Origin of the sequence: Sphingomonas sp. IW22, assembly GCF_041321155.1 — a bacterium.
GTDB lineage: Bacteria > Pseudomonadota > Alphaproteobacteria > Sphingomonadales > Sphingomonadaceae > Sphingomonas.
The window spans coordinates 1-20,610 of the sequence record NZ_JBGGWB010000010.1; the positions used below are offsets into that span (position 1 = coordinate 1).

General features: G+C 64.8%; 23 protein-coding genes and 1 pseudogene. 20 read left to right on the plus strand and 4 right to left on the minus strand.

Annotated elements, in window-relative coordinates; translation table 11 throughout:
• The 5 genes from ACAX61_RS18380 to ACAX61_RS18400 form a co-directional block, all read left to right on the plus strand.
• On the plus strand, window positions 1–158 hold a 158-nt coding region (locus ACAX61_RS18380; protein WP_370716117.1), incomplete at its 5' end, for a Tn3 family transposase.
• A gap of 32 nt (window positions 159–190) precedes the next feature.
• A complete protein-coding gene (traA, locus tag ACAX61_RS18385; protein WP_370716113.1) occupies window positions 191–2,686 on the plus strand; it encodes a Ti-type conjugative transfer relaxase TraA in 2,496 nt (831 codons plus the stop codon).
• A gap of 9 nt (window positions 2,687–2,695) precedes the next feature.
• The gene (locus ACAX61_RS18390; RefSeq protein ID WP_046195648.1) at window positions 2,696–3,400 is read left to right on the plus strand and encodes a DUF6118 family protein; all 705 of its coding nucleotides are present in this window, start codon (window positions 2,696–2,698) and stop codon (window positions 3,398–3,400) included.
• A gap of 196 nt (window positions 3,401–3,596) precedes the next feature.
• Window positions 3,597–4,049 carry a flagellar hook-basal body complex protein FliE gene (gene fliE / locus ACAX61_RS18395; protein WP_046195647.1) on the plus strand — a complete coding sequence of 151 codons (453 nt, stop codon included), beginning with the start codon at window positions 3,597–3,599 and terminating at the stop codon, window positions 4,047–4,049.
• Between the two features lie 39 nt (window positions 4,050–4,088).
• Entirely contained in the window at window positions 4,089–4,382 is a 294-nt protein-coding gene (locus tag ACAX61_RS18400; RefSeq protein WP_046195646.1) for a GTPase, read from the plus strand.
• Here the strand turns inward: ACAX61_RS18400 and ACAX61_RS18405 are convergent.
• Together ACAX61_RS18405 and ACAX61_RS18410 are read right to left on the minus strand one after the other, a co-directional pair.
• Entirely contained in the window at window positions 4,379–4,849 is a 471-nt protein-coding gene (locus tag ACAX61_RS18405; RefSeq protein WP_046407116.1) for a YybH family protein, read from the minus strand. The two genes, ACAX61_RS18400 and ACAX61_RS18405, sit on opposite strands and share 4 nt — an antisense overlap.
• 77 nt (window positions 4,850–4,926) lie before the next feature.
• Window positions 4,927–5,094, minus strand: coding sequence for a hypothetical protein (locus ACAX61_RS18410; protein ID WP_235399244.1), 168 nt, complete (start codon window positions 5,092–5,094; stop codon window positions 4,927–4,929).
• A 384-nt stretch (window positions 5,095–5,478) separates the two neighbouring features.
• On the opposite strand from ACAX61_RS18410, the gene ACAX61_RS18415 reads away from it, so the two are divergent.
• From ACAX61_RS18415 to ACAX61_RS18470, 12 genes and pseudogenes are all read left to right on the plus strand, one after another.
• Window positions 5,479–6,792: a type II restriction enzyme NmeDI-related protein gene (locus ACAX61_RS18415; RefSeq protein WP_046407118.1), complete on the plus strand. Its 1,314-nt coding sequence runs from the start codon at window positions 5,479–5,481 to the stop codon at window positions 6,790–6,792.
• A gap of 64 nt (window positions 6,793–6,856) precedes the next feature.
• A complete protein-coding gene (locus tag ACAX61_RS18420; RefSeq protein WP_046407119.1) occupies window positions 6,857–7,741 on the plus strand; it encodes a DUF4396 domain-containing protein in 885 nt (294 codons plus the stop codon).
• 162 nt (window positions 7,742–7,903) lie between these two features.
• Window positions 7,904–8,221, plus strand: a complete 318-nt coding sequence (locus ACAX61_RS18425; protein WP_017183481.1) for an RNA polymerase sigma factor — start codon at window positions 7,904–7,906, stop codon at window positions 8,219–8,221.
• A 77-nt stretch (window positions 8,222–8,298) separates the two neighbouring features.
• A complete protein-coding gene (locus ACAX61_RS18430; protein WP_370716114.1) occupies window positions 8,299–9,504 on the plus strand; it encodes an acyltransferase family protein in 1,206 nt (401 codons plus the stop codon).
• Between the two features lie 212 nt (window positions 9,505–9,716).
• Window positions 9,717–10,091, plus strand: a complete 375-nt coding sequence (gene tnpA / locus ACAX61_RS18435; RefSeq protein ID WP_037447081.1) for an IS66-like element accessory protein TnpA — start codon at window positions 9,717–9,719, stop codon at window positions 10,089–10,091.
• Entirely contained in the window at window positions 10,088–10,441 is a 354-nt protein-coding gene (gene tnpB / locus ACAX61_RS18440) for an IS66 family insertion sequence element accessory protein TnpB (RefSeq protein WP_037447084.1), read from the plus strand. The genes tnpA and tnpB overlap by 4 nt, the downstream gene beginning before the upstream one ends.
• Before the next feature lie 61 nt (window positions 10,442–10,502).
• Window positions 10,503–12,047 carry an IS66 family transposase gene (gene tnpC / locus ACAX61_RS18445; protein ID WP_037447087.1) on the plus strand — a complete coding sequence of 515 codons (1,545 nt, stop codon included), beginning with the start codon at window positions 10,503–10,505 and terminating at the stop codon, window positions 12,045–12,047.
• Window positions 12,044–12,646 (plus strand): plasmid pRiA4b ORF-3 family protein, encoded by a 603-nt coding sequence (locus ACAX61_RS18450; protein ID WP_037447092.1) that lies wholly within the window; start codon window positions 12,044–12,046, stop codon window positions 12,644–12,646. Before tnpC ends, ACAX61_RS18450 begins: the two co-directional genes overlap by 4 nt.
• 95 nt (window positions 12,647–12,741) lie before the next feature.
• Window positions 12,742–13,188, plus strand: coding sequence for a DUF305 domain-containing protein (locus ACAX61_RS18455; protein WP_081796470.1), 447 nt, complete (start codon window positions 12,742–12,744; stop codon window positions 13,186–13,188).
• Window positions 13,189–13,271: 83 nt separating this feature from the next.
• Window positions 13,272–13,676: a DUF305 domain-containing protein gene (locus ACAX61_RS18460; protein WP_007406997.1), complete on the plus strand. Its 405-nt coding sequence runs from the start codon at window positions 13,272–13,274 to the stop codon at window positions 13,674–13,676.
• Between the two features lie 90 nt (window positions 13,677–13,766).
• Window positions 13,767–14,242 (plus strand): annotated as a pseudogene (locus tag ACAX61_RS18465) (Ti-type conjugative transfer relaxase TraA); the annotation flags it as partial.
• Between the two features lie 284 nt (window positions 14,243–14,526).
• Complete coding sequence (locus ACAX61_RS18470) at window positions 14,527–14,679, plus strand: DUF6118 family protein (RefSeq protein WP_007407005.1); 153 nt, start codon at window positions 14,527–14,529, stop codon at window positions 14,677–14,679.
• A gap of 146 nt (window positions 14,680–14,825) precedes the next feature.
• Here ACAX61_RS18470 and ACAX61_RS18475 read toward each other — a convergent pair whose 3' ends face one another.
• A complete protein-coding gene (locus ACAX61_RS18475; RefSeq protein WP_007407007.1) occupies window positions 14,826–15,020 on the minus strand; it encodes a heavy-metal-associated domain-containing protein in 195 nt (64 codons plus the stop codon).
• A 134-nt stretch (window positions 15,021–15,154) separates the two neighbouring features.
• Here ACAX61_RS18475 and ACAX61_RS18480 point away from each other — a divergent pair, with 134 nt between their 5' ends.
• From ACAX61_RS18480 to ACAX61_RS18490, 3 genes are all read left to right on the plus strand, one after another.
• The gene (locus ACAX61_RS18480) at window positions 15,155–17,608 is read left to right on the plus strand and encodes a heavy metal translocating P-type ATPase (protein WP_269430554.1); all 2,454 of its coding nucleotides are present in this window, start codon (window positions 15,155–15,157) and stop codon (window positions 17,606–17,608) included.
• Between the two features lie 11 nt (window positions 17,609–17,619).
• Entirely contained in the window at window positions 17,620–18,048 is a 429-nt protein-coding gene (gene cueR / locus ACAX61_RS18485) for a Cu(I)-responsive transcriptional regulator (RefSeq protein WP_079247197.1), read from the plus strand.
• Window positions 18,049–18,160: 112 nt separating this feature from the next.
• The gene (locus tag ACAX61_RS18490; RefSeq protein WP_046985870.1) at window positions 18,161–18,493 is read left to right on the plus strand and encodes a four-helix bundle copper-binding protein; all 333 of its coding nucleotides are present in this window, start codon (window positions 18,161–18,163) and stop codon (window positions 18,491–18,493) included.
• Between the two features lie 127 nt (window positions 18,494–18,620).
• On the opposite strand, the gene ACAX61_RS18495 is transcribed toward ACAX61_RS18490, so the two are convergent.
• Window positions 18,621–20,573: a cytochrome c/FTR1 family iron permease gene (locus tag ACAX61_RS18495; RefSeq protein ID WP_046407128.1), complete on the minus strand. Its 1,953-nt coding sequence runs from the start codon at window positions 20,571–20,573 to the stop codon at window positions 18,621–18,623.
• Between the last annotated feature and the right edge of the window lie 37 nt (window positions 20,574–20,610).

The window sequence follows — 20,610 nt, forward strand, 5'->3', positions numbered from 1 at the left end:
TCATATTCTGGAACACCATGAAGCTCGGCGAGGTCGTCAATACCCGGGCCGCCAGCGGTACCCATATCGCGCCTGATCTACTCGCCCACGTCTCGCCGTTGGGATGGGAACACATCAATCTAACCGGGGAATATCGCTGGCCCAAATCCTTAGCGTAGGATTCCGCCCCCTCCCGCAAACGCCCCCTGTGATGCTGGCGATGCGCGATGTGGGGCCGGAGGGGTTCGGGAAGAAAAACCGGGGCTGGAACAGCACCGAGCTGTTGAAGGACTGGCGCGAGGCGTGGAGCGCGCACGTCAACGAGCGCATGGCCGAGCTGGGGCTTGAAGGGCGGATCGACCATCGCTCCTATGAGGCGCAGGGGATCGCGCTGGAGCCGCAGCACAAGATCGGCCCGGCAGCATCGCGCAGACCGGAGCAGGGGCTTGAGGCCGAGCGGATCGAGGATCACGCGCGCATCGCCCGCGACAATGGCGAGAAGATCATCGCCAACCCGTCGATCGCGCTGGACGCGATCACCCGGCAGCAGGCGACGTTCACCACCCGCGACCTGGCCGTGTTCGCGTTCCGGCACAGCGACGGCAAGGAGCAGTTCGACCAGGTGATGACCGCGGTGCGCGCCAGCCCCGAGCTGGTCGCGTTGGGGAAGGACGGACGCGACCAGGAGCGGTTCACGTCGCGCGACATGATCGCGGTGGAGGCCCGGCTCGAGCGCAGCGCCGGCGCGCTGGCGGCGCGCGACGGTCACGGCATCGCCGATCGCCAGCGTGACGCCGCGATCGGCGCGGCCCAGGGCAGGGGGCTCGTCTTGTCGGCCGAGCAGCGCGACGCCCTCGACCATATCACCGGCCGCAAGGGGCTGGCGTCGGTCGTCGGCTACGCCGGCAGCGGCAAATCCGCGATGTTGGGCGTCGCGCGCGAGGCTTGGGAGCGGCAGGGCTACCAGGTGCGCGGTGCGGCCTTGTCGGGGATCGCGGCCGAGAACCTTGAGGGCGGGTCCGGCATCCAGTCCCGCACCCTCGCCAGCCTTGAGCACGCATGGGGGCAGGGGCGCGAGCAGCTAGGCCCGCGTGACGTGCTGGTGGTGGACGAGGCGGGCATGATCGGCTCGCGCCAGATGGAGCGGGTGTTGAGCCAGGCGCGTGACGCCGGGGCCAAGGTCGTGATGATCGGCGACCCCGAGCAGTTACAGGCGATCGAGGCGGGCGCGGCGTTCCGCAGCGTCACCGAGCGGCACGGCGCGGCCGAGATCACCGAGATTCGCCGGCAGCGCGAGGATTGGCAGCGCGACGCCACCCGCGCGCTGGCGACCGGGCGCACCGGCGAGGCGATCCACGCCTATGACGGCAAGGGCATGGTCCACGCGGCCGACACGCGCGAGCAGGCGCGGGGCGAGCTGGTCGATGGCTGGGATCGGCAGCGCCAGGCCGAACCGGGCAAATCCCGCATCATCCTCACCCACACCAACGCCGAGGTCCGCGAGCTGAACGAGGAAGCGCGCGGCCGACTTCGCGCGACCGGCGACCTTGGCGACGACGTGACGTTCAGCGCCGACCGGGGGACGCGCGCGTTCGCGCGCGGCGACCGCCTGATGTTCCTGCGGAACGAGCGGTCGCTAGGGGTGAAGAACGGCACGCTTGGCACGATCGAGCAGGTATCGGCCGAGGGGATGAAGGTTCGGCTCGACAGCGGCGCGCGGGTCGCGTTCGACGCAAAGGACTATGCCGCGGTCGATCACGGCTACGCCGCCACTTTCCATAAGGCGCAGGGCGTGACCGTCGATCACGCCCACGTCCTCGCCACCCCCGGCATGGACCGCCACAGCGCCTATGTCGGCATGTCGCGGCATCGTGATGACGTGCAGCTCCATTACGGGCGCGACGACTTCGCCGACCAGCGTCAGCTCGTCCGCGCCCTGTCGCGTGATCGGGGCAAGGACATGGCGGGCGACTATGCGCGCCCGGAACAGGACCAGGCCCGCGCGTTCGCCGATCGGCGCGAGATCCGGTTCCCGGAACTCGCGCGTGAAATAGTGGCGAAGGTCCGCGACAAGGCGCGGGGCATGTTCGCGGGGTTCCGGCCGAAGCCGGCGACCGAGAAAGCGACGTCGCCGGAGCGTGTCGCGGCCGATCGGCCGCCGGCATCCTCGCAGGCCCGCGCGATCGAGCGCTATGGGCGCGCCGCAGCGGATATAGGCCGGATGCGGGACAAGGGGTTGCCGGTGCTGGCGCACCAGGAACAGGCGCTGGCGAAGGCTGGCGACGCGCTCGACCAGGTGCGACCGCTTGGGAGCCGCGACCTTGCCAGCGCGATCGAGCGCGACCCCCGACTCGCGCGCGACGCGGCCGAGGGGAATACGGGCGGCGCGGTGAAGGCGATGGAGACGGAGCGCCAGGTCCGCATCGACCCGGAGAAGCGCGCGGACCGGTTCGTGGAGCAGTGGCAGGGCATGAAGGAGGCGCGCGCCAGCATGGAGCGTGCCGGCGACCGTGCGGGCGCTGATAAGTTGGGCAAGCGCATGGAGAACATGGCGGGCGGATTGCATCGCGATCCGCAGCTCGAATCCGTGTTGCGCGCCCGCGCGTCCGAGCTGGCGTTGCGCATGGAGCGGGGCCGGTCGATCGGGCAGGAGCTCGCGCAGTCGGTCGGACAAGGCCGCGACCGCGATCGTGGCATGAGCCGGTAAGGGGGACAGGTGACGGACGAGGACGATAGCCAAGGAGCCGACGCAGCCGAGGCGTTCGAGGCGATGCGCGGCGAGCTTGCGCTGTTGCGCCGCGCCGTGGAGGGCTTGGCGGCCGAGCGCGGCGGACAAGACATACCCGATTATTCCGAGACGCTGGGGCGGATGCAGCAGGGCGTGGACACGGCGGGCGAGAACATCGCGCGCATCGGCCAGTTTCTGAAGGCCGCCCCGGCGCTGGCGATGACGCCCGAGCAAATGGCGCAGCGGATCGCGGCGGCGGGCAACGCCGCCCGGCGCGAGGACCAGGCCGCGCTCGCCAAGGCGGGCGAGGACAAGGCCCGCGTCATGGCCGAGCTTCGCGCCATCGCCGGGTCCGCATGGACACGCGCCGACCAGAGGAACCGGCAACTATGGTTCGCCCTGGGCGGGGCGGTGGCCGGCATCCTTGCATGGGCGATCGTGCCGGGCCTCGTCGCGCGCGAGATCGCGCCGGCGAGCTGGCAATGGCCCGAGCGCATGGCGGCGCGGACGCTCGACCTTCCCCGTTGGGAAGCGGGGCAGCGGATGATGCAGAGCGCCAGCCCGGCCGCGTTCCGCGCGATCGTCGGGGCCGACAAGATCGTGACGGCCAACCGCGAGACGATCGACCGATGCAGAAAAGCGGCAGGCAAAGCAGACGAGGCGGTACGATGCACGATTAGGATCGCCCCATAGTAACCGCGTGTCTATTCCGCTAAGTAATTGATAATTATACCATCCGACCATAGCCTAACCGTAGCAGCCTTGCGCGGACCTAATTGCGAGTCGGTGCATGGCTTCACGAATAGGCAATCAGTACTAAGTTCAGTTAACCGTAACCTAACGGTTTCAATGCGACATGTAGGTGCGCTGAAGGCGCACTGAGGTGAATATGAGCAGCATCTCCATCAACGATGTCATGGCCTTGCGGAACGCCGTACTCGACAAGAACGCGGCGCTTCGGAATGTAGCGAGCAACCCGAATTCTGACACCGTTTCTGGGGCTACGAGAGGAGCGGCTTTTGACGCAGCGATGAACACCGCGCTGGGAAAGGCGGATAGCCCGAATTCCGTCTCAGGAGTGAGCGGAGCGGCGGGCGTGTCGCAATCAGGACTCGCGGAGCCAGGCGGCTTCGCCACCACTTTTCAGACGCAGCTTCAAAAAATTAACGCGATCAATGCGCGCGCTGGTGCTTTGACGGTCGCCTACGAACGAGGAGAGGAAACCGACATTGCGAAGGTCATGCTAGCGCGGCAGGAGTCCTCAATCGCCTTCGAGGCGACGTTACAAGTTCGCAATAAAGTGCTTTCGGCCTACAAGGACATCATGAGTATGCCGGTCTAGCGCAATCTGCCGAAAGCACATCCCTGGATCGGTAATCCGGTGCTGCGAATTGCCGGCACGACGCGCGATCGGATCGAGGCGCCGGTCGAGCGGGGCGGGCTGGCATGGGTCTTCACAGACACCGCGGGGCGCACCGACACGAGCGATCCGATTGAAGCCATCGGGGTGGAGCGTGCGCGCGAGAGCATGGCAGCCGCCGACCTGGTGCTATGGCTGGGGGATGATCCGCCCCCAGCTTCCGGCATGATCGCCGTCCATGCACGGGCGGACGACCCGGACCGCACGCACGTGCCAAAAACGTTCACGCGACAGTCTCTGCCGGCAATCCGTTAGGTGCCCTTCAGTTTCCGAGCGCTGTTGTGCATGGACACGATCTTCCATCGTCCGTTCATCTTCTTAAGCACGCTTGTGGCGACGCCGAGTCGTTCGACGGCCTCACCGGTTTTTGGCTCGATCCGGTAACGGTAGGTCTCGGTCGCAAGGGCAACCGACCCTTCGAAGCGGACGTCAACCTTGTAGTCGGAGAAGCGGAACGATTTGAACTGCTTCAGCTCGGGACCGAGATGATGAGCCAGGTAGGTGGCGTAGCTGCCCTCAGATGCTCCTGTCTCGAAAACCCGCGCGTCGGTCGTGAACAGTTGCTCGGTTCCAGCAGCGTCAAGCTTTTCGATCGCGTCCTTATACTGTGACAGCGCCGCCGCCACGGCACGTGTGTCAGTGGTGCGGGCGTCTGACTGCGCCCACGCTGCGGCAGGAAGAGCGATCGACACCGCTATAATCATCTTCACGCAGGTGCTCATTTATCATCTCCCAAAACAAAATTAGCCGACCTTAGGATATCTCCATTTGACGCATCAATATGGAGCAGCGGCTGACGTCAGAACGCGAGATGGTCGAGGCCGCCATGCATGAAAGAACCCCCTAGCCAACCCTGGACGGCGATGGCGATGATCGCGCCTACCGAGCCGACGACCAGCATGACGCGTGCCGTATCTCGGTAAAGGCTTGCGCCGCCAAAGCCCGAGTAGCTCCACTGCGAACGCACCGATGATCAAGGCGATCGGAAAGTGAATCACCACCGTGTGCAGGCAACCGAGCCAGCTTGCTAAGCGCTGTCCGAAGGTCTTGTTTTTGGTTGCGGCCTCATCGTGCCCACGACCCATCACCATGCCGAGCGCCAGTGCCGCCGCCAGCAAAGTCAGCTTCGAAGTCCGCATGATTCAGCGCTTCCCGCAAATTTGCTTACTTTGGTCAATACGTAGCGGCGGACGTTCCCCTCACGGCTCATCGTGCCACCAAGCGTCTGCACCGTTGCAAAATCGGTACGTTCAGCCCGAGCGAAGTAACGGTCCACTTAACGGAACGGCTCGACGCTGGCCGACCGGCGGCTTAGGTCTCGCTTTAACGAAGGGGGCATCGCAACGACAACATGGCCGCGCAACTTGATCAAATAACTACCAAAGAGGATCACGACGGCCTTGTGCGTCGGCTCATTACCCGTTGGCGTGACGATCCGGGCGCGACCTATCGAAGCTGGTTCCTGTGGGACGAGCGGCTGAAGAATTTTCGTTCGATCCGGCGCGGTATCACCCAGGTCGTCGGCGAGATCGAGCGCGGTTCGTTTGGCGTCGCCTATCGCGGATCGTCGCTCGAAACCGTCGTCCATTCCGTTGCCGAACAGCGCCAAATCTTCAAAGGTGCGGACCATGCGTTCCTCTGGAAACCGAAGCTGCGCATCCCCGACATATACGAGAGCCCCGAGAACCAGCGCGCGTTCGGCCGCCTGCTAGACGCCTGTTCGTGTTGCGACACGGCCGAGGAGATCATCGGCCATATCCACGCGATCGACCGCCTGAAGATCAAGGGGCTTGGGCCTGCTGTCGCCAACCTCCTCTACTTCCTTCACCCGACGCTGGTGCCGCCCTTCAACACCGCGATCGTCAAGGGTTACAACGCGCTGACGGGGGCGAACGTGAAGCTTGGGAGCTGGGAGCATTTCCTAGCGATGCGAACCGGCATCCTCGACCTCAACGACCGCTTCCGCGACCTTTTATCGAACGACTTGGGCGCGATCGGCGGCTTGCTGTTCGACATCGGCTCCGATCGCTACCCGGCCCCGCCGCTCGACGTGAGCGGCGCGGCTCTGGCGAGCTGGGGGCAGCGGCTCGAGGCGGCGCGCGAAGAGGCGCGCACGCTTAGCAAGGCCGCGCAGCGTGAAGGCGAGAACGAGCGCACCCATACCGAAATTCAGGCATGGCTTCGCGATCTAGGCTTGGCACTCGGCTATGACGTATGGATCGCCGCAAACGATCGCAGCCGAGCCTTCAACGGATCGCCCTTGGGCGCAGGGTGCCTTGAGCGCTTGCCCGAGACGATCGCGAGGTCGAAGGGCGCTGATTCCATCCGGCTGATCGACGTGCTGTGGCTTGAAAAGGCCGGCGATCACGTCGCCGCAGCGTTCGAGGTGGAGCATTCGACGTCGATCTATTCGGGCATCGTCAGGATGCTCGACCTGGCCTTGAGCGGTAGCGACCTTCACGCGACCGCGGGACTGTTCCTCGTCGCGCCCGACGCGCGCGAGGCGGACGTTCGTGCGCAATTGCAGCGGCCCGCGTTCAGCCGCGTCGCCGACCTCGACATATCCTACCTCCCTTACGGCGAGCTGGAGAGGAACCGCGAGGCCATCGCGCGGTTCGGATCGGGGCTGAAGGCGATCAAGGCCGTATCCAGCAAGCTCGCCTGACACGCCCCGCGCGAGGGCTGGCGCGGGGAGCCACGTATCCTCTAGCATGTAGAGGAGAGCTGCCATGACGATGCCTTCCCCGGCCCCCTGGCTCGACGCCGTGTTGATCGGATGGTTCGTGCTGACCGCGATATCGGTCGCTTACGTCGCGTGGGATGCCTTCACCCGCAACCCCGAGTTGCGGGTGATGAAATGGGGGTGGCTGCTGGTCACGCTCTACGGCGGCCCGATCATGGCCGCGGCCTATGTCCTGTCCTGCCAGGAACCGGCGAACGAGCGGCACGAGGACTTCGTTCGGCCGCTCTGGAAGCAGGCGTTCGGGTCGGCCATTCATTGCATGGCGGGTGACGCGACCGGCGTCATCGCCGCGGCCGCGATCACCACGGCACTCGGCCTGCCGATGTGGCAGGACGTGATTGCGGAATATGTGTTCGGCTTCGCGTTCGGGCTGCTGATTTTCCAGGCGCTGTTCATGCGCGACATGGCGGGCGGTTCCTATTGGGGGGCGCTTCGCATGTCGTTCATCCCCGAATGGCTTTCGATGAATGCCGTTATGGCCGGCATGATCCCGACGATGGTGGTGTTGATGAGCCGGGACATGGCTGCGATGCACGCCAACTCGCTTCGCTTTTGGGGCGTCATGTCGCTTGCGACGCTTGTCGGCTTCGCCGTTGCCTACCCTATCAACCTTTGGCTTGTCGGCGTCCGGTTGAAGCACGGCATGGGCACGGTGCGCGTACTCGGGCATGGCGGGCACGAGGTCGCCGCGGACCGGCAATCGGCTACGCCGATGCCGGACATGAAGCACGATGCGATGGCAGGGATGAGCGGCATGGGGACGGGCCCGCGCGTGACCGGACCGCAGATCGTCGCGATGACGGCGCTGACGCTCCTAATGCTTGGCGCGGGCATCATAGTTGCAACGCTGTTCGGCCGATGGGCGATGTAGCATCGCCTCGATCGACGGAGATCGCGACAAGGGGTGATTCCGCGGCGCGCGTATCAGGGGCAGGCGGGGACTCACACGGAGGTAGAGAGATGCACCAGATCAACCCCGACATGAAGGCGTGCATGGACGCCCTGCCACGAATGCCATGTGCCCTGCCTTCACATGGCGATGAACCATTGCCTTAAATGGGTGGCCAGCACGCCGTGCGGCAATTTGTCATTGGCGGTGCCAATTGGCAGGGAGGCCGAGGCTGTCCCGGGAGACCGAAACGCGATTGAAGACGCCGTAGCCAATCGACAGGAACTGGACCGGGCGACACGTGCCATCGCCGTGTTGCCAACGACCTTGAAGGAATCGCTGGTCCTCCGGACTATCGAGGGCATCAGCCAAGTCGAAACCGCACTGATACTCGACATAAGCGAGAAGGCGGCCGAAACGCGTCTCTATCGCGCCCGCCAACGGGCAGCATCGCTGTCGTAACAGCTTGGCCCCACCCTGTTCGGCAAAAAAGAAGGCACGAGTTTGAGGGGTAAGCGATCTGCCGTCGTATCGTATGCATGGGGGATACAACGGATGCGCGCCGCGGAGACGGCTTTTCGACCAAATCTGGGCAAGACATGGAGCGCGGCGACCAGAAGTCGGGTCAGGGCGCTTTTGCGGTTATGGATGCCATGCGCTGTGTCCTGGCAGTCGTAGTCGCGTTCGCACATGCTTGGTATCTCCTCATCGAAGATTATTGCGGGCAAGCCTCGGTCGCGGCTTCGGCCGGCTATTTTTTGGCTGGTTATGCGCATGCAAGCGTCATTCTTTTCTTCGTGCTCAGCGGCTTCTGGATCGCGCGCAGTATCGACAGACGGATCGGGGATTGGCATTGGTCAAGCTACCTGATCGACCGCCTTGCGCGATTGCTGGTCGTGCTAGTGCCGGCATTGGTGATCGGTGGAGCGCTCGACGCGGTGGGCCTCTACGCCCTCGAGTCATCGACCCATCTCGGCACGACCGAGACTTACGTGCTGCGCAAGGATGTCGTCGGCGCGCTCGAGTGGCATGTGCTGCTAGGCAACATTCTCTTCTTGCAGGGCATCGTGGTTGCGCCGTTCGGCACTAACGGACCACTTTGGAGCCTCGCTTATGAATTCTGGTTTTACATCTGGTTTCCGGCCATTGTCGTCAGTTGGAGGCAACGTCGCCCGTCAATCTTCTTAATTTTTATCAGTCTGGCCTGGATTACGCCATTCATGCTGATCGGCTTTGCTTGTTGGCTTTGTGGTGCTGCGCTTCATGGTATGACCAAAACGCATCTGACCGATTTTCCCCGATCACCGATTGGCCGCACCTGGCTGATCATTGCGAGCAGCATATTACCGGCAATACTTATCGTTGTGCGGGTTGTCGGACTGGAGGGCCTTGAACTGGCACTGGCGGGCGCATTCGCACTTTTTCTATATATATTGCTACGAGCGAATCCGCCAACGCCGCGCTGGTTGCGACCGTTCGCCGGTTATGGAGCAAAAGCCAGCTTTTCACTCTATGCCATGCACTTTCCAATCATGGCATTCGCCGCAGCGTTGTTAGTGGGCTCTGAGCGCTTACCACCAACGGCGGGCAACATCGCACTTGTTGGCGCTACGCTCGCACTTGCAGTTTTTGCCTGTGGTCTGTTTGCGACTCTCACCGAACGGCACACCGCGCGGGTACGCACCTTCTTCTACGCCAAGCTGTTGACCGTCCAGAAAGCGTGCGCGGGCCGTTTGGTATCCTAGAACTGCAGCAAGGCTTGTCGAATCGGTGAGGGGTGGATGGATTACGCACGTATCATCCACTGACTGTTATGGATGCGCTAGCCTGTCCGGCGTAAGCGTGGTCAGCAGGCCGTCTTGCGGTAGCGCCGGTAGCAGGGATGCTTGTCGCCTTTGACGAGGGCGCGGCGGTGCGGGAAGTTTTGGGTTCTACGACCAGTCATACGAGCACTCGTATGACTGGTCGGATGGAGGTGGTTGGCCGGGTGTCAGGCCGGCGCCGATGGTCGGACACGGAGAAGCTGGAGATCCTGGCGGAGGCGTTCCGACCGGGGGGTCGGGTCTGCGATGTCATCGCGCATCGCGAGGTATCGAGCAGCCTGATCTACACGTGGCGCAAGCAGCTGCGCGAAGGCAAGTTGGCCGGGGCGATGCCGTCGCTGCCGGTATTTGCCGAGGTACAGGTGGCGGAACTGACGCCGCCAGCGCCACAGCCGGCGCCATATCCATCGGGGCTCATCCAGATCGAGTTGCCGGGCGGCGTGCGGGTGAGTGTCGACGCAGGCGTGGATGCAGATGTGCTTGCACGGGTTTTGTCGGTGCTGCGATGAGCCCGGTGCCAGTGCCGTTGCCGACGCGGGTGTTCCTGGCGTGCGGCGTGACCGACATGCGCAAGGGGTTCGATGGCTTGGCGGTGCTGGTGCAGCAGGTGCTGGCGCAGAACCCGCATTCGGGTGGCTTGTTCGCGTTCCGTGGCAAGCGGGGGCATCTGGTCAAGCTGCTGTGGTTCGACGGCCAGGGGCTTTGCCTGTTTTCCAAGAGGCTCGACCGTGGCCGTTTCGTCTGGCCAGTGACAGCGACCGGCACGGTGACGCTGACGCCAGCGCAATTGTCGATGCTGCTGGAAGGCATCGACTGGCGGCGCCCCGAGCGGACGTTCACGCCGACGCTGGCAGGGTAGGAACGGCGGTTTTGCGCCACTTTCTCTCGCTCGCCGACCTGCAATCTGCTATGGAAACGGAGTGTCGGAAGCGCCTGTTTCCCCTGCTGATGCGACCGCGCGGATCGCCGCGCTGGAGGCTTCGCTCGCCCGGGCCAATGCCGCGCTTGCCGCCCGCGACCTGCTCATCGATACGCTGCGCGGACAGATCGCGCGGCTGCGGCGAATGCAGTTCGGCGCGTCGTCCGAAAAGCTGGGGCGCGAGATTGAGCAACTCGAACTGGCGCTGGAGGAACTCGAGACCGAGCGCGATGCGCCTGGGCCTGAGATGGTTGACCCTGGCGTGGCGGTTCGGCCGGTGCCCGTCCGCAGTCTGCCCGGACATCTGCCGCGCGAGGAGGTCGTCCACGAGCCGGCGTCGGGTGCCTGCACCTGCCCGGACTGTGGCGGTGCGTTGCGCGCGCTCGGCTTGGACACACACGAGATGCTCGACATTGTGCCGGTGCGCTGGCGCGTCGTGCGCAACGTCCGCCCCAAATACAGTTGCCGGGTATGCGAGAAGATTGTCCAGGCACCCGCACCGGTGAGCGCTGTGGCCAGAGGCAAGGCGACCTTCGCGACGCTGGCGCACGTCGTCGTCTCCAAGTTCGACCACCATCTGCCGCTCTACCGCCAGGCCGAAATGATGGCAGCGCAAGGTATCGACATCGACCGCTCGACATTGGCGAGCTGGACCGGACAGGCCGCAGCACTTCTCGACCCCATCGTCAGCCGCATCCGCGACGAGGTGCTCAAGGCCGACAAGATCCATGCCGACGACACGCCGGTGCCGGTGCTCGACCCCGGCCGGGGCAAGACCGCGACTGGCCGGTTATGGGTGTACGCGGCCGACGACCAGGCATCCGGCAGCACGGCGCCGCGCGCGACCTGGTATCGCTTCACGCCAGACCGCACCGCCGCGCACCCGCTGTCTCATCTCGCCGGCTTCCGCAACTTCCTGCAGGCGGATGCCTATGCCGGTTATGACGGACTGTATCGGGGTGGCGTCACCGAGGTGGCATGCTGGGCACATTTCCGGCGCAAGGTCTTCGACCTGCACGAACGGTCGCCTACACCGCTGACCACCGATATCCTCGAGCGGATCGGCACGCTTTACGCTGTCGAGGCCGAGGTCCGTGGCCAACCACCCGACGTGCGATGGCGAGCCCGACAGGAGAAAAGTCGACCGCTGGTCGACGCCTTGCGCGAGGTGCTCGACGCCAGCTTGCGCCGCCTGTCGTCGAGGTCCGACATGGCAAGGGCCATCGCCTATGGCACGAAACGCTGGCTAGCGCTGTCGCGCTTCCTGGGTGATGGTCGCCTGGAGATCGACAACAATATCGCGGAGCGTGCGCTGCGCGGTGTCGCGGTCGGACGCCGCAACTGGCTGTTCGCCGGTTCGCGCGCAGGCGGCGAGCGGGCCGCGGCCATCTACACCATCATCCAGACGTGCAAGGCGAACGGCGTCGACCCACCGGCGTATATCGCCGATGTCATCGCCAAGGTGGCCGGTGACTGGCCAGCCAGCCGCTGGGACGAACTCATGCCGTGGAACTGGTCCCCCGAACCTGCCAGACTGGCGGCATGAGCGTCGAGACCATCGCCCGCCTGCATATCATCCTCAACGACATCGAACCCGCCATCTGGCGCCGGGTCGACGTGCCGGCCACCGCCAGCCTCAAGATGCTCCACGACATCGTCCAGGCTGCGATGGGTTGGGAGGACTATCATCTGTGGCATTTCGAGGCCGCCGATCGGCGCTACGGCATCCCCGACCCAATGTGGCCGGAGAGCGGCATGACCGCTGCAAAGAACGTGAAGCTCGCGACGCTCATCAACCGGGGCGTGCGGGAGTTCGTCTATACCTACGACATGGGCGACGACTGGCGGCACACCATCACCGTCGAGACGGTCGGCCCCGGCGAACCCGACGTCAAATATCCGTGCTTCGTCGACGGGGAACGGCGCTGCCCGCCCGAAGATGTCGGCGGCTTGCCCGGGTTCGAGATGTTCCTCGATGCCATGGCCGACCCCGGCCACGAAGAACACGACCGCTTACGTGAATGGTATGGCGGCCCCTACAACGCCGACGACATCGACGAACGCTTCACCCGCCGCGCCGTCGCCGCCATCGCCATCCGCCGCCACGCCGGCAAACTCGCCTACCAAAAGAGCCGCACTCAATAGCAAGGCGGTCTGCTGCCCACGCTTACTGTCCGGCGACGCGCGACACGGCGCGGCGCACTTATGCGGGCGGGCGGCATCAACACGGGAGAGTAGCGATGATGAAGAACGCATATGTGAGCTTGGCGGTGCAGACCGTCGTCAGCGGCATCATCATGTATTTCGTTATGTTCGTGATGATCGACAGTTTAGGCAGCTTCTACAACAACCTGAATATGTTCTATATGACGCTGATGATGGTCGCGCCGATGGTAGTCGCGATGATCCTCGCCATGCGCCATATGTTTCCTTCCAGGGCGGCGAACAGCGCACTAATTATCGGCTCGATCGCGGTCTTCCTCGGCAGCTACGCGCTGATCCGGACGCAGACGACGATCGGAGACCGGGCGTTCACGCGGTCGATGATTCCGCATCACTCGGGCGCGATCCTGATGTGCCAAGAGGCGTCGCTCCGTGATCCCGAGTTGAAAGCGCTATGCGGCGAAATCATCAAGGGGCAGCGCCGCGAGATCGATCAGATGAAGGCCATTCTTCCCCGGCTTTGAACCGAAGCGCGACTGATAGGACAAGCCACCCAACGATTATCGCTTCGGCGGATGAGGGGGGCGCGCTTCCGGCGCGTAGAAAATTGACACGACCCGAGGAGATCGAGCTGCGTATTGTACCCGTGCTGGCGACCCTTGCCTTGCTCGCTACCCCGGCCCTAGCCCAGCAGGCGGGGCATCAGGGCATGAACCATCAAGGCATGGATCATTCCAAGATGATGCAGCCAACCGCGGCCAACCCCTACGGCCCGGCCGAGATGGACATGCACCAGAAGATGATGGCGGCGAAGGGAGCCGATGCCGGCGAGACGTGGATTCGCAAGATGATCGAGCATCACCGCGGTGCGGTCGCGATGTCGCAGATCGCGCTTCGCAGTTCCCAGAATGCAGAGGTCCGGGGCGAGGCGCAGAAAGCCATCACAAGCCAGAACCGCGAAATCGCGACCCTGAATGCGATGCTCCGCAAAATGGGCAAGCCTGCTCAATAACCGCATGGTCCCGCTCCAATCGGACGGGACCGCCAACGATGCTTCGACCAAGATCTGTATGCGCTACCTGATCGCCGCGCTGGCGCTGGGCGTTCGTCGGACGACCTTGGCGGCGACGTGACGGTGAAGGCCGAGCGGGGGACACGCCAGTTCGCGACCGGCGACCGCATCATGTTCCTTCGCAACGAACGGGGCATGGGGGTCAAGAACGGCACGCTCGCCCGATCGAGCGGGTATCGCCCGAGGGCATGGCGGTGCGCCTCGATGACGGGCGCGGTGTCGCGTTCGACACCAAGGATTATGCCCATGTCGATCATGGCTATGCCGCCACCATCCATAAATCGCAGGGGGTGACGGTCGATCGCGCCCCTGTCCTCGCCACCCCCGGCATGGACCGGCACAGCGCCTATGTCGGCATGTCGCGGCATCGCGACGACGTGCATCTCCATTACGGCCGCGCGACTTCGCCGACCAGCGCCAGCTCGTCCGCGCCCTGTCGCGCGACCGGGGCAAGGGACATGGCGGGCGACCATGCCCGGCCCGAGCAGGACCAGGCCCGCGCGTTCGACCGGTTGCGTGCCGCGATAGAAGGTCAGGACCGTGAGCTGGCATTGCTACGCCGTGCCGTGGAGGGCTTGGCGGCCGAGCGCGCCGCGCGATCAACGTGCCCGACTACAGCAAGGCGCTTGGCGTGCTTCAGCAGGGCGTGGACACGGCGACCGGCCGCATCGACCATGTTGTCCATATTCTTTCCAAAGCCCCGGTCATGGCGATGACGCCCAAGCAGATGGCGCAGCGCATCGCGGCGTGAACGCTCGGCCTACCACGTTGGGAAGCAGGGCAGCGCCTAATGCAGAGCGCCAGCCCGACCGCGTTCCGTGGGATCGTCGCGGCCGACAGAATCGTGACGGTTAATCGCGAAGCGATTGAAAGGTGCGTAGAAGCTGCTGCGAAAGCCCGTGAGACGGTGCGATGCACCGTCAAGGTCGCGCCCGCCCCATAAAGTAACAACGCGGACTTTTGAGGCTTCAGCCGGTGTCATGACCGTTTCAGGCCGGTGCACTTATGATCGCGAGGCGGGCGCGTGCGGATCAACGCACAATCCTTTTACGCGCCCGCCCCGAAAGCCCTCAGGCAAAATAGGGCTCTCTATTGCGTCACCGCGAAGCCGGCCTTCTCTATGGCCCGCTTGAGTTGCTGTACATCGGCCGTCGAGTTTACCGAAACGGTCTTGCTCGCCAAGTCGACGTTGACGACGGCCTTGGCATCGACGCGCTGAAGCGCGCTGGTCACACCGCGCGCACAGCCTCCGCAGGTCATTCCCTGAACTTTGAAATCGATCATCTTCGTTCTTCCATGAGGTGGATGAAGCAGATGTGGGGTTTGACACTGTGTCAGGGTCAAGGGGTGTATTTAGCTGTTGACCTTGACACGATGTGAGGGACGATAAGGCCATCGACTCAGTAGTGGAGACGACCATGAGCGCCCCGGCGCAGCTGCCAATGCAGACACAGGCGAGAAGCGAAGACAGGCTGTCGCTGGCCATCGATGGCATGACCTGCGCGACGTGTGTCGGGCGGGTGGAGCGCGCCATCGCCGGGGTGCCGGGCGTCGCCGGCGTCTCGGTCAATCTCGCGACGGAGCGCGCGAACGTCGAGTTCGTCGATGGACGATCCGATGTCGCTGCCGTAGCCGATGCGGTTCTTGCGGCGGGCTACACCCCGTTGACGCAAACGACCGAGTTGACGATCACGGGCATGACCTGCGCCTCATGTGTCGGCCGGGTCGAGAAGGCGCTGCTGAAAGTGCCCGGCGTCCGCTCCGCGAGTGTCAACCTGGCAGCCGAGACGGCGCGGATCGAAACGGTGGGTGGCGTCCCCACTTATGTCTTGGTCGAGGCCGTCGAAAGCGCTGGTTACACCGCATTCGCGCGCACCGGATCGGCGGAGGCGGAACGAAGCGCCGAGGACGCCCGCCGCGACGCAGCCGCAACAAGAGAGCTCCGCCACGTGCTGATCGCCGCGGCGCTGTCGCTGCCGCTGGTCGTTCCGATGCTGCTGGCCCCGTTCGGTATCGAGGTGGCGGTGCCGGGCTGGATCCAGCTGCTGCTCGCGACGCCCGTGCAGTTCTGGCTGGGCGCGCGCTTCTATCGCGCGGGTTGGAAGGCCGCGCGCGCCCGAACCGGCAACATGGACCTGTTGGTCGCGATCGGCACATCGGCCGCCTACGGGCTCAGCCTCTACCAGCTGCTGTTCGCGCCGATGCACGGCATGGATGCGCATTATTACTTCGAGGCTTCGGCCGTCGTCATCACCCTTATCCTGCTCGGCAAATGGCTCGAAGGCCGCGCCAAGCGTCAGACCGGAGAGGCGATCCGCGCGCTGATGGCGCTGCGGCCCGACCAGGCTCGCGTTGTCGGCACCGACGGCAGCGAACGAGAGATTGCCCTGGCGGAGGTGCGCTCGGGTGACCGCGTCCGCGTCCGGCCCGGCGAGCGCATCCCCGTCGATGGACGACTGATCGAGGGAGCAACCCATGTCGATGAATCCATGCTCACCGGAGAGAGCCTTCCGGTCGCCAAGGCCGCTGGAGACCCAGTGACCGGCGGATCGATCAACGCGGACGGCCTCATCCTGGTCGAGACGACGGCGGTGGGGGCTGAGACCACCCTCGCTCGCATCGTGCGCCTTGTCGAAAGCGCGCAGGGCGCCAAGGCTCCGATCCAGCGGCTCGTCGACAAGGTCAGCGCCGTGTTCGTGCCAATCGTCCTCGTCATAGCCGCGCTGACCCTCGCCGGCTGGCTGATCGCCGGCGCCGGAGTGGAAGTCGCGATCCTGAACGCGGTCGCGGTGCTCGTCATCGCCTGTCCGTGCGCGCTCGGCCTGGCCACGCCGACCGCGATCATGGCCGGCACGGGCGTTGCCGCGCGGGCCGGTGTCCTCATCAAGGACGCGGAGGCGCTGGAGACCGCGCACCGCATCAACATCGTCGCGTTCGACAAGACCGGCACGCTGACCGAGGGCAAGCCCTCGCTGCTGGCCGCACTGCCGGCCGAGGGGGCCGAACGCGCCGAGCTGATCGCGCTCGCCGCGGCGCTTCAGGCTGGAAGCGAGCATCCGCTCGCCCGGGCCGTCTTGGCGTGGGCCAGCTCGGAAGGCGTCGAACCCGCCCGCGCCAACGGGATGCGCGGCCTGCCCGGCCGCGGGGTTGCTGCAGACGTCAACGGCCGCAACCTGATCCTCGGCAGCACGCGCTTGATGGACGACGAAGCTATCGTGATGACACCGCTGGCGAGTGAGGCGGCCAGGCTGGAAGCCGAGGGACGGACGGTCTCCTGGGTCGCGGAACGCGCGCCCGAACGCCGCCTTCTCGGCCTTCTGGCGTTCGGCGACGAGGTCAAGGCTTCCGCCGCTGCTGCCGTGGCGGCGCTGCATGGCCGTGGCATACGCAGCGTGATGCTGACCGGAGACAATGCGGGAAGCGCCCGCGCAGCGGCGGCCAAGCTCGGCATCGACGATTTCGTTGCCAATGTCCTGCCGGAAGGAAAGTCGGATGCGGTAGCAGCATTGCGGGGCGGGGACCGCACGGTCGCGATGGTCGGGGACGGCGTCAACGACGCCCCTGCCCTCGCTGCAGCAGATGTCGGCATCGCCATGTCAACCGGAACAGACGTTGCGATGCACGCAGCGGGCATCACGCTGATGCGGGGCGATCCGCGCCTGGTCGCGGACGCGATCGACATCTCCAAACGGACATATTCCAAGATCCGCCAGGGGCTGTTCTGGGCGTTCATCTACAACCTGGTCGGCATCCCGCTGGCAGCGTTCGGGTATCTAAGCCCGGTGATCGCCGGCGCGGCGATGGCGCTGTCGAGTGTCAGCGTCGTCGCCAATGCTCTGACGCTTCGCCGTTGGCGTCCGACAGCGGCTTGAGGAGGCGATACGTGAATATAGGACAGGCGGCCAAAGCTTCGGGCGTCAGCCAGCGGATGATCCGCCATTATGAGGCGATCGGCCTCATTCCGAAGGCCACGCGGCGTGATTCCGGCTACCGCGACTATGACGAACGCGAAGTCCACATGTTGCGCTTCATCGGCCGCGCACGCGATCTGGGCTTTCCAATTTCGGAGATCGGCCAGCTCGTCGCGCTGTGGCAGGACGGCGATCGGGCGAGTGGTGAGGTCAAGGCCCTCGCGCTTGCACGAGCCGCGGAGATGGAGCGCAAGGAGCACGAGCTCCGAGCGATGCGCAAGTCGCTCGAAGATCTGGCGCGTCGCTGCGCGGGCGGAGATCGACCGGATTGCCCGATCCTGGACGATCTTGCGATCGGAGTGGAACATGTGAGTCTGCGTTGCGTTAAAGAAAAGGGTTGACCTTGGACCATGGTCCGAGCCGCAAGGACGGTGAAGTCCCGACCCCGGCGAGGGAAAGCGCCAAGAACCGCGTATATACAAGGGGAGGGGGGCGCATATGGAAGGAAAGACAATGCATCAGATCGATCCCGAGATGAAGGCGTGCATGGACGCCTGCCATGAATGCCACATCACCTGCCTTCACATGGCGATGAATCACTGCCTGGAGGCGGGCGGGCGACACGCCGAGCCTCAGCACATGAAGCTGATGCTGGACTGTGCTCAGATTTGCAGTGTCGCGATCGACTTCATGGCGCGCAAGTCCGAGCACCACCGGCATATCTGCCGCGAGTGCGCCGAGATTTGCCGGGCGTGCGCGTCGAGCTGCGAAGGGCTGGACGGCATGGAGGATTGCGTCGCCGCGTGTCGCAAGTGCGCCGACGCTTGCGACAAGATGGCCGCGTAAATGGCCCGAGGGCGGCGCTTTCCCCGCCGCCCTCCCGTTACATTGCGAGCCAAGGCGCGTGAGACGGTGCGATGCACGGTCAGGGTTGGCAGCAACGCTTTAGAGAGGGGCGTCACCTGCCCTGCCGCTAGGCTAGCGGCCCGCCCGTCCGCGGCTTGGCGCGGCGGTTCCAGGCGAACCCGATCATGATCGCGGCAAGCATCAGGAGTTGTGCCAGCACCGACTGAAATGTCGGGAACAGGCCCAACATCGAGATACGTGGCACGCTGGCGAGCGGCGCTATGTCGATGATCCCCGCCTCTTGGAGAGCAGCGACTCCCTTACCGGCCAGCACGACCGTCAGAGCGGCCATCAGCCATGAGCTGTAGCGGAAGAACTGCGTAATCGGCAGCGTCCGGCTGTAGCGGAGCATTGCCCAGGCGATGACGGCGAGAAGGCTGATCGCTGCGCCGGCCCCGGCCAGCAGCATCGCGGTGTTCCCCTGTGTCGAGAGCGCGGCGTAGAAAAGGATCGTCTCGAATACCTCCCGATAGACAACCAGGAATGCGAGCCCGAACAGGAACCATCCCGACCCGCCCGATAGCGCCCGTGACATTTTCTCGCGGATATAGCGTTGCCATTGATCAGCTTGTGCCTTGCCGTGCATCCAGATTCCGACCGAGAGCAGGACCACGGCCGCGAACAGCGAGCCGAACCCTTCCGTCAGTTCCCGGCTCGCGCCGCTTATACCGATCGCATAGGTGGCAACCGCCCAGGTAATCCCGCCGGCGACGAGCGCGCCGACCCAGCCACCATGCACATAGCGCATGGCTTCCGGCCGCTCCGCTTTGCGGAGGAACGCAATCATGGCCACCACGATCAAGAGAGCTTCCAGCCCTTCGCGCAGCAGGATCGTGAAGGCTCCCAAGAAGGTGGACGCCTGCGTCGCGGCGTCGGGCGCGAGCGCGGCCTCGGCATCATCGAACAGGCCGCCCAGCACTGCCACTCGTTCGGTCACGTCATCGGCTGACGTGCTGCTCTCCACAGCGGCGCGATATTCTCCCATCGCGCCTTCGATCCGGGACATGAGGTTCGGGTCGCGCGCCGAGAGCGTCGGTTCGATCGGCTCGAACCCGTCGAGGTAGGCGGACAGCGCCAGTTCCTTTGCAGCGCGCCGGTCGCCGCGCTGGAACGCGGCGAGGCTTTGCGCAAGCTTGGCGCGCGCCACGGCGAGCGGGCTTGGGGCTTGTTGCATCACCTGATCGGGGTGGCGACGCAGATAGGCGAGCACCGCGTCGGCTTTCACCTGCCCGATGCTGCCCGCAAGCGCGGCGGGGGTGAGCGCGACCAGGGTTTTCAGGTCGGGAATTCGTGCCCGCAAGCTCGCGTCCGACTTCCACAGCCGCTCACCCTCGACCGCTTGTGCGTCGGTGGAGGCGAAGCTGCCGGAGCGGAACGCGAGCGCCCAGCGCTGATCGCTAGACAGATCGACGAAGCTCTGCATCGCGGTTCCGTCGATGCCTTGGCTTATCACCTGATAGAGCGCGAACACGCTGCGCTGGCGCGCTCGCTCGGCATCAGTAAAGGCGATCGGTGGCGGGTCGAGCTTGGCGGCGTCGGGACCGTGCCCGTTGCCTGTCATGCCGTGGCAGGACGCGCAGGATTGTCGAAAAACCGCTCCTGCTGTGGAGATGTCCGGTGTCTTGTCCGGGGCGAGCGGAACCGGATAGGCCTTGAGCAGATCGGCGGCGAGCCCGTAGGCGAGCGCCGCGACCTGTTGGGCCGAGCCCTTGCGGGCAATCACGCCTTGGAGCTGCGAAGCCCGTTGGATCAGGGATTGCCGCTCAGGTGTCGCAGGGAGCGCGCGCAGGCGGGTGGACACGCCTGCGGCGAACTCCGTCATCTCCGCGTATTCGGACGCACTTGTGACCGCGCCGTTGGCGACCGCACCGCCATAATCGACCGCCATATAATCGAGCAGACGCCAAGCGGTTTGCACGTCGCCGGGATCGGCCGTCGCCGCAGCGGGAATCAACAGCAGCATAAGCGACGCGACCAGCGCGAGTGCAGGCTTAATCAGCGCGACCCGAAGTGACGGCATATGGGTGATCGTCTCCAAGCTTTACTCGTCGCGCACT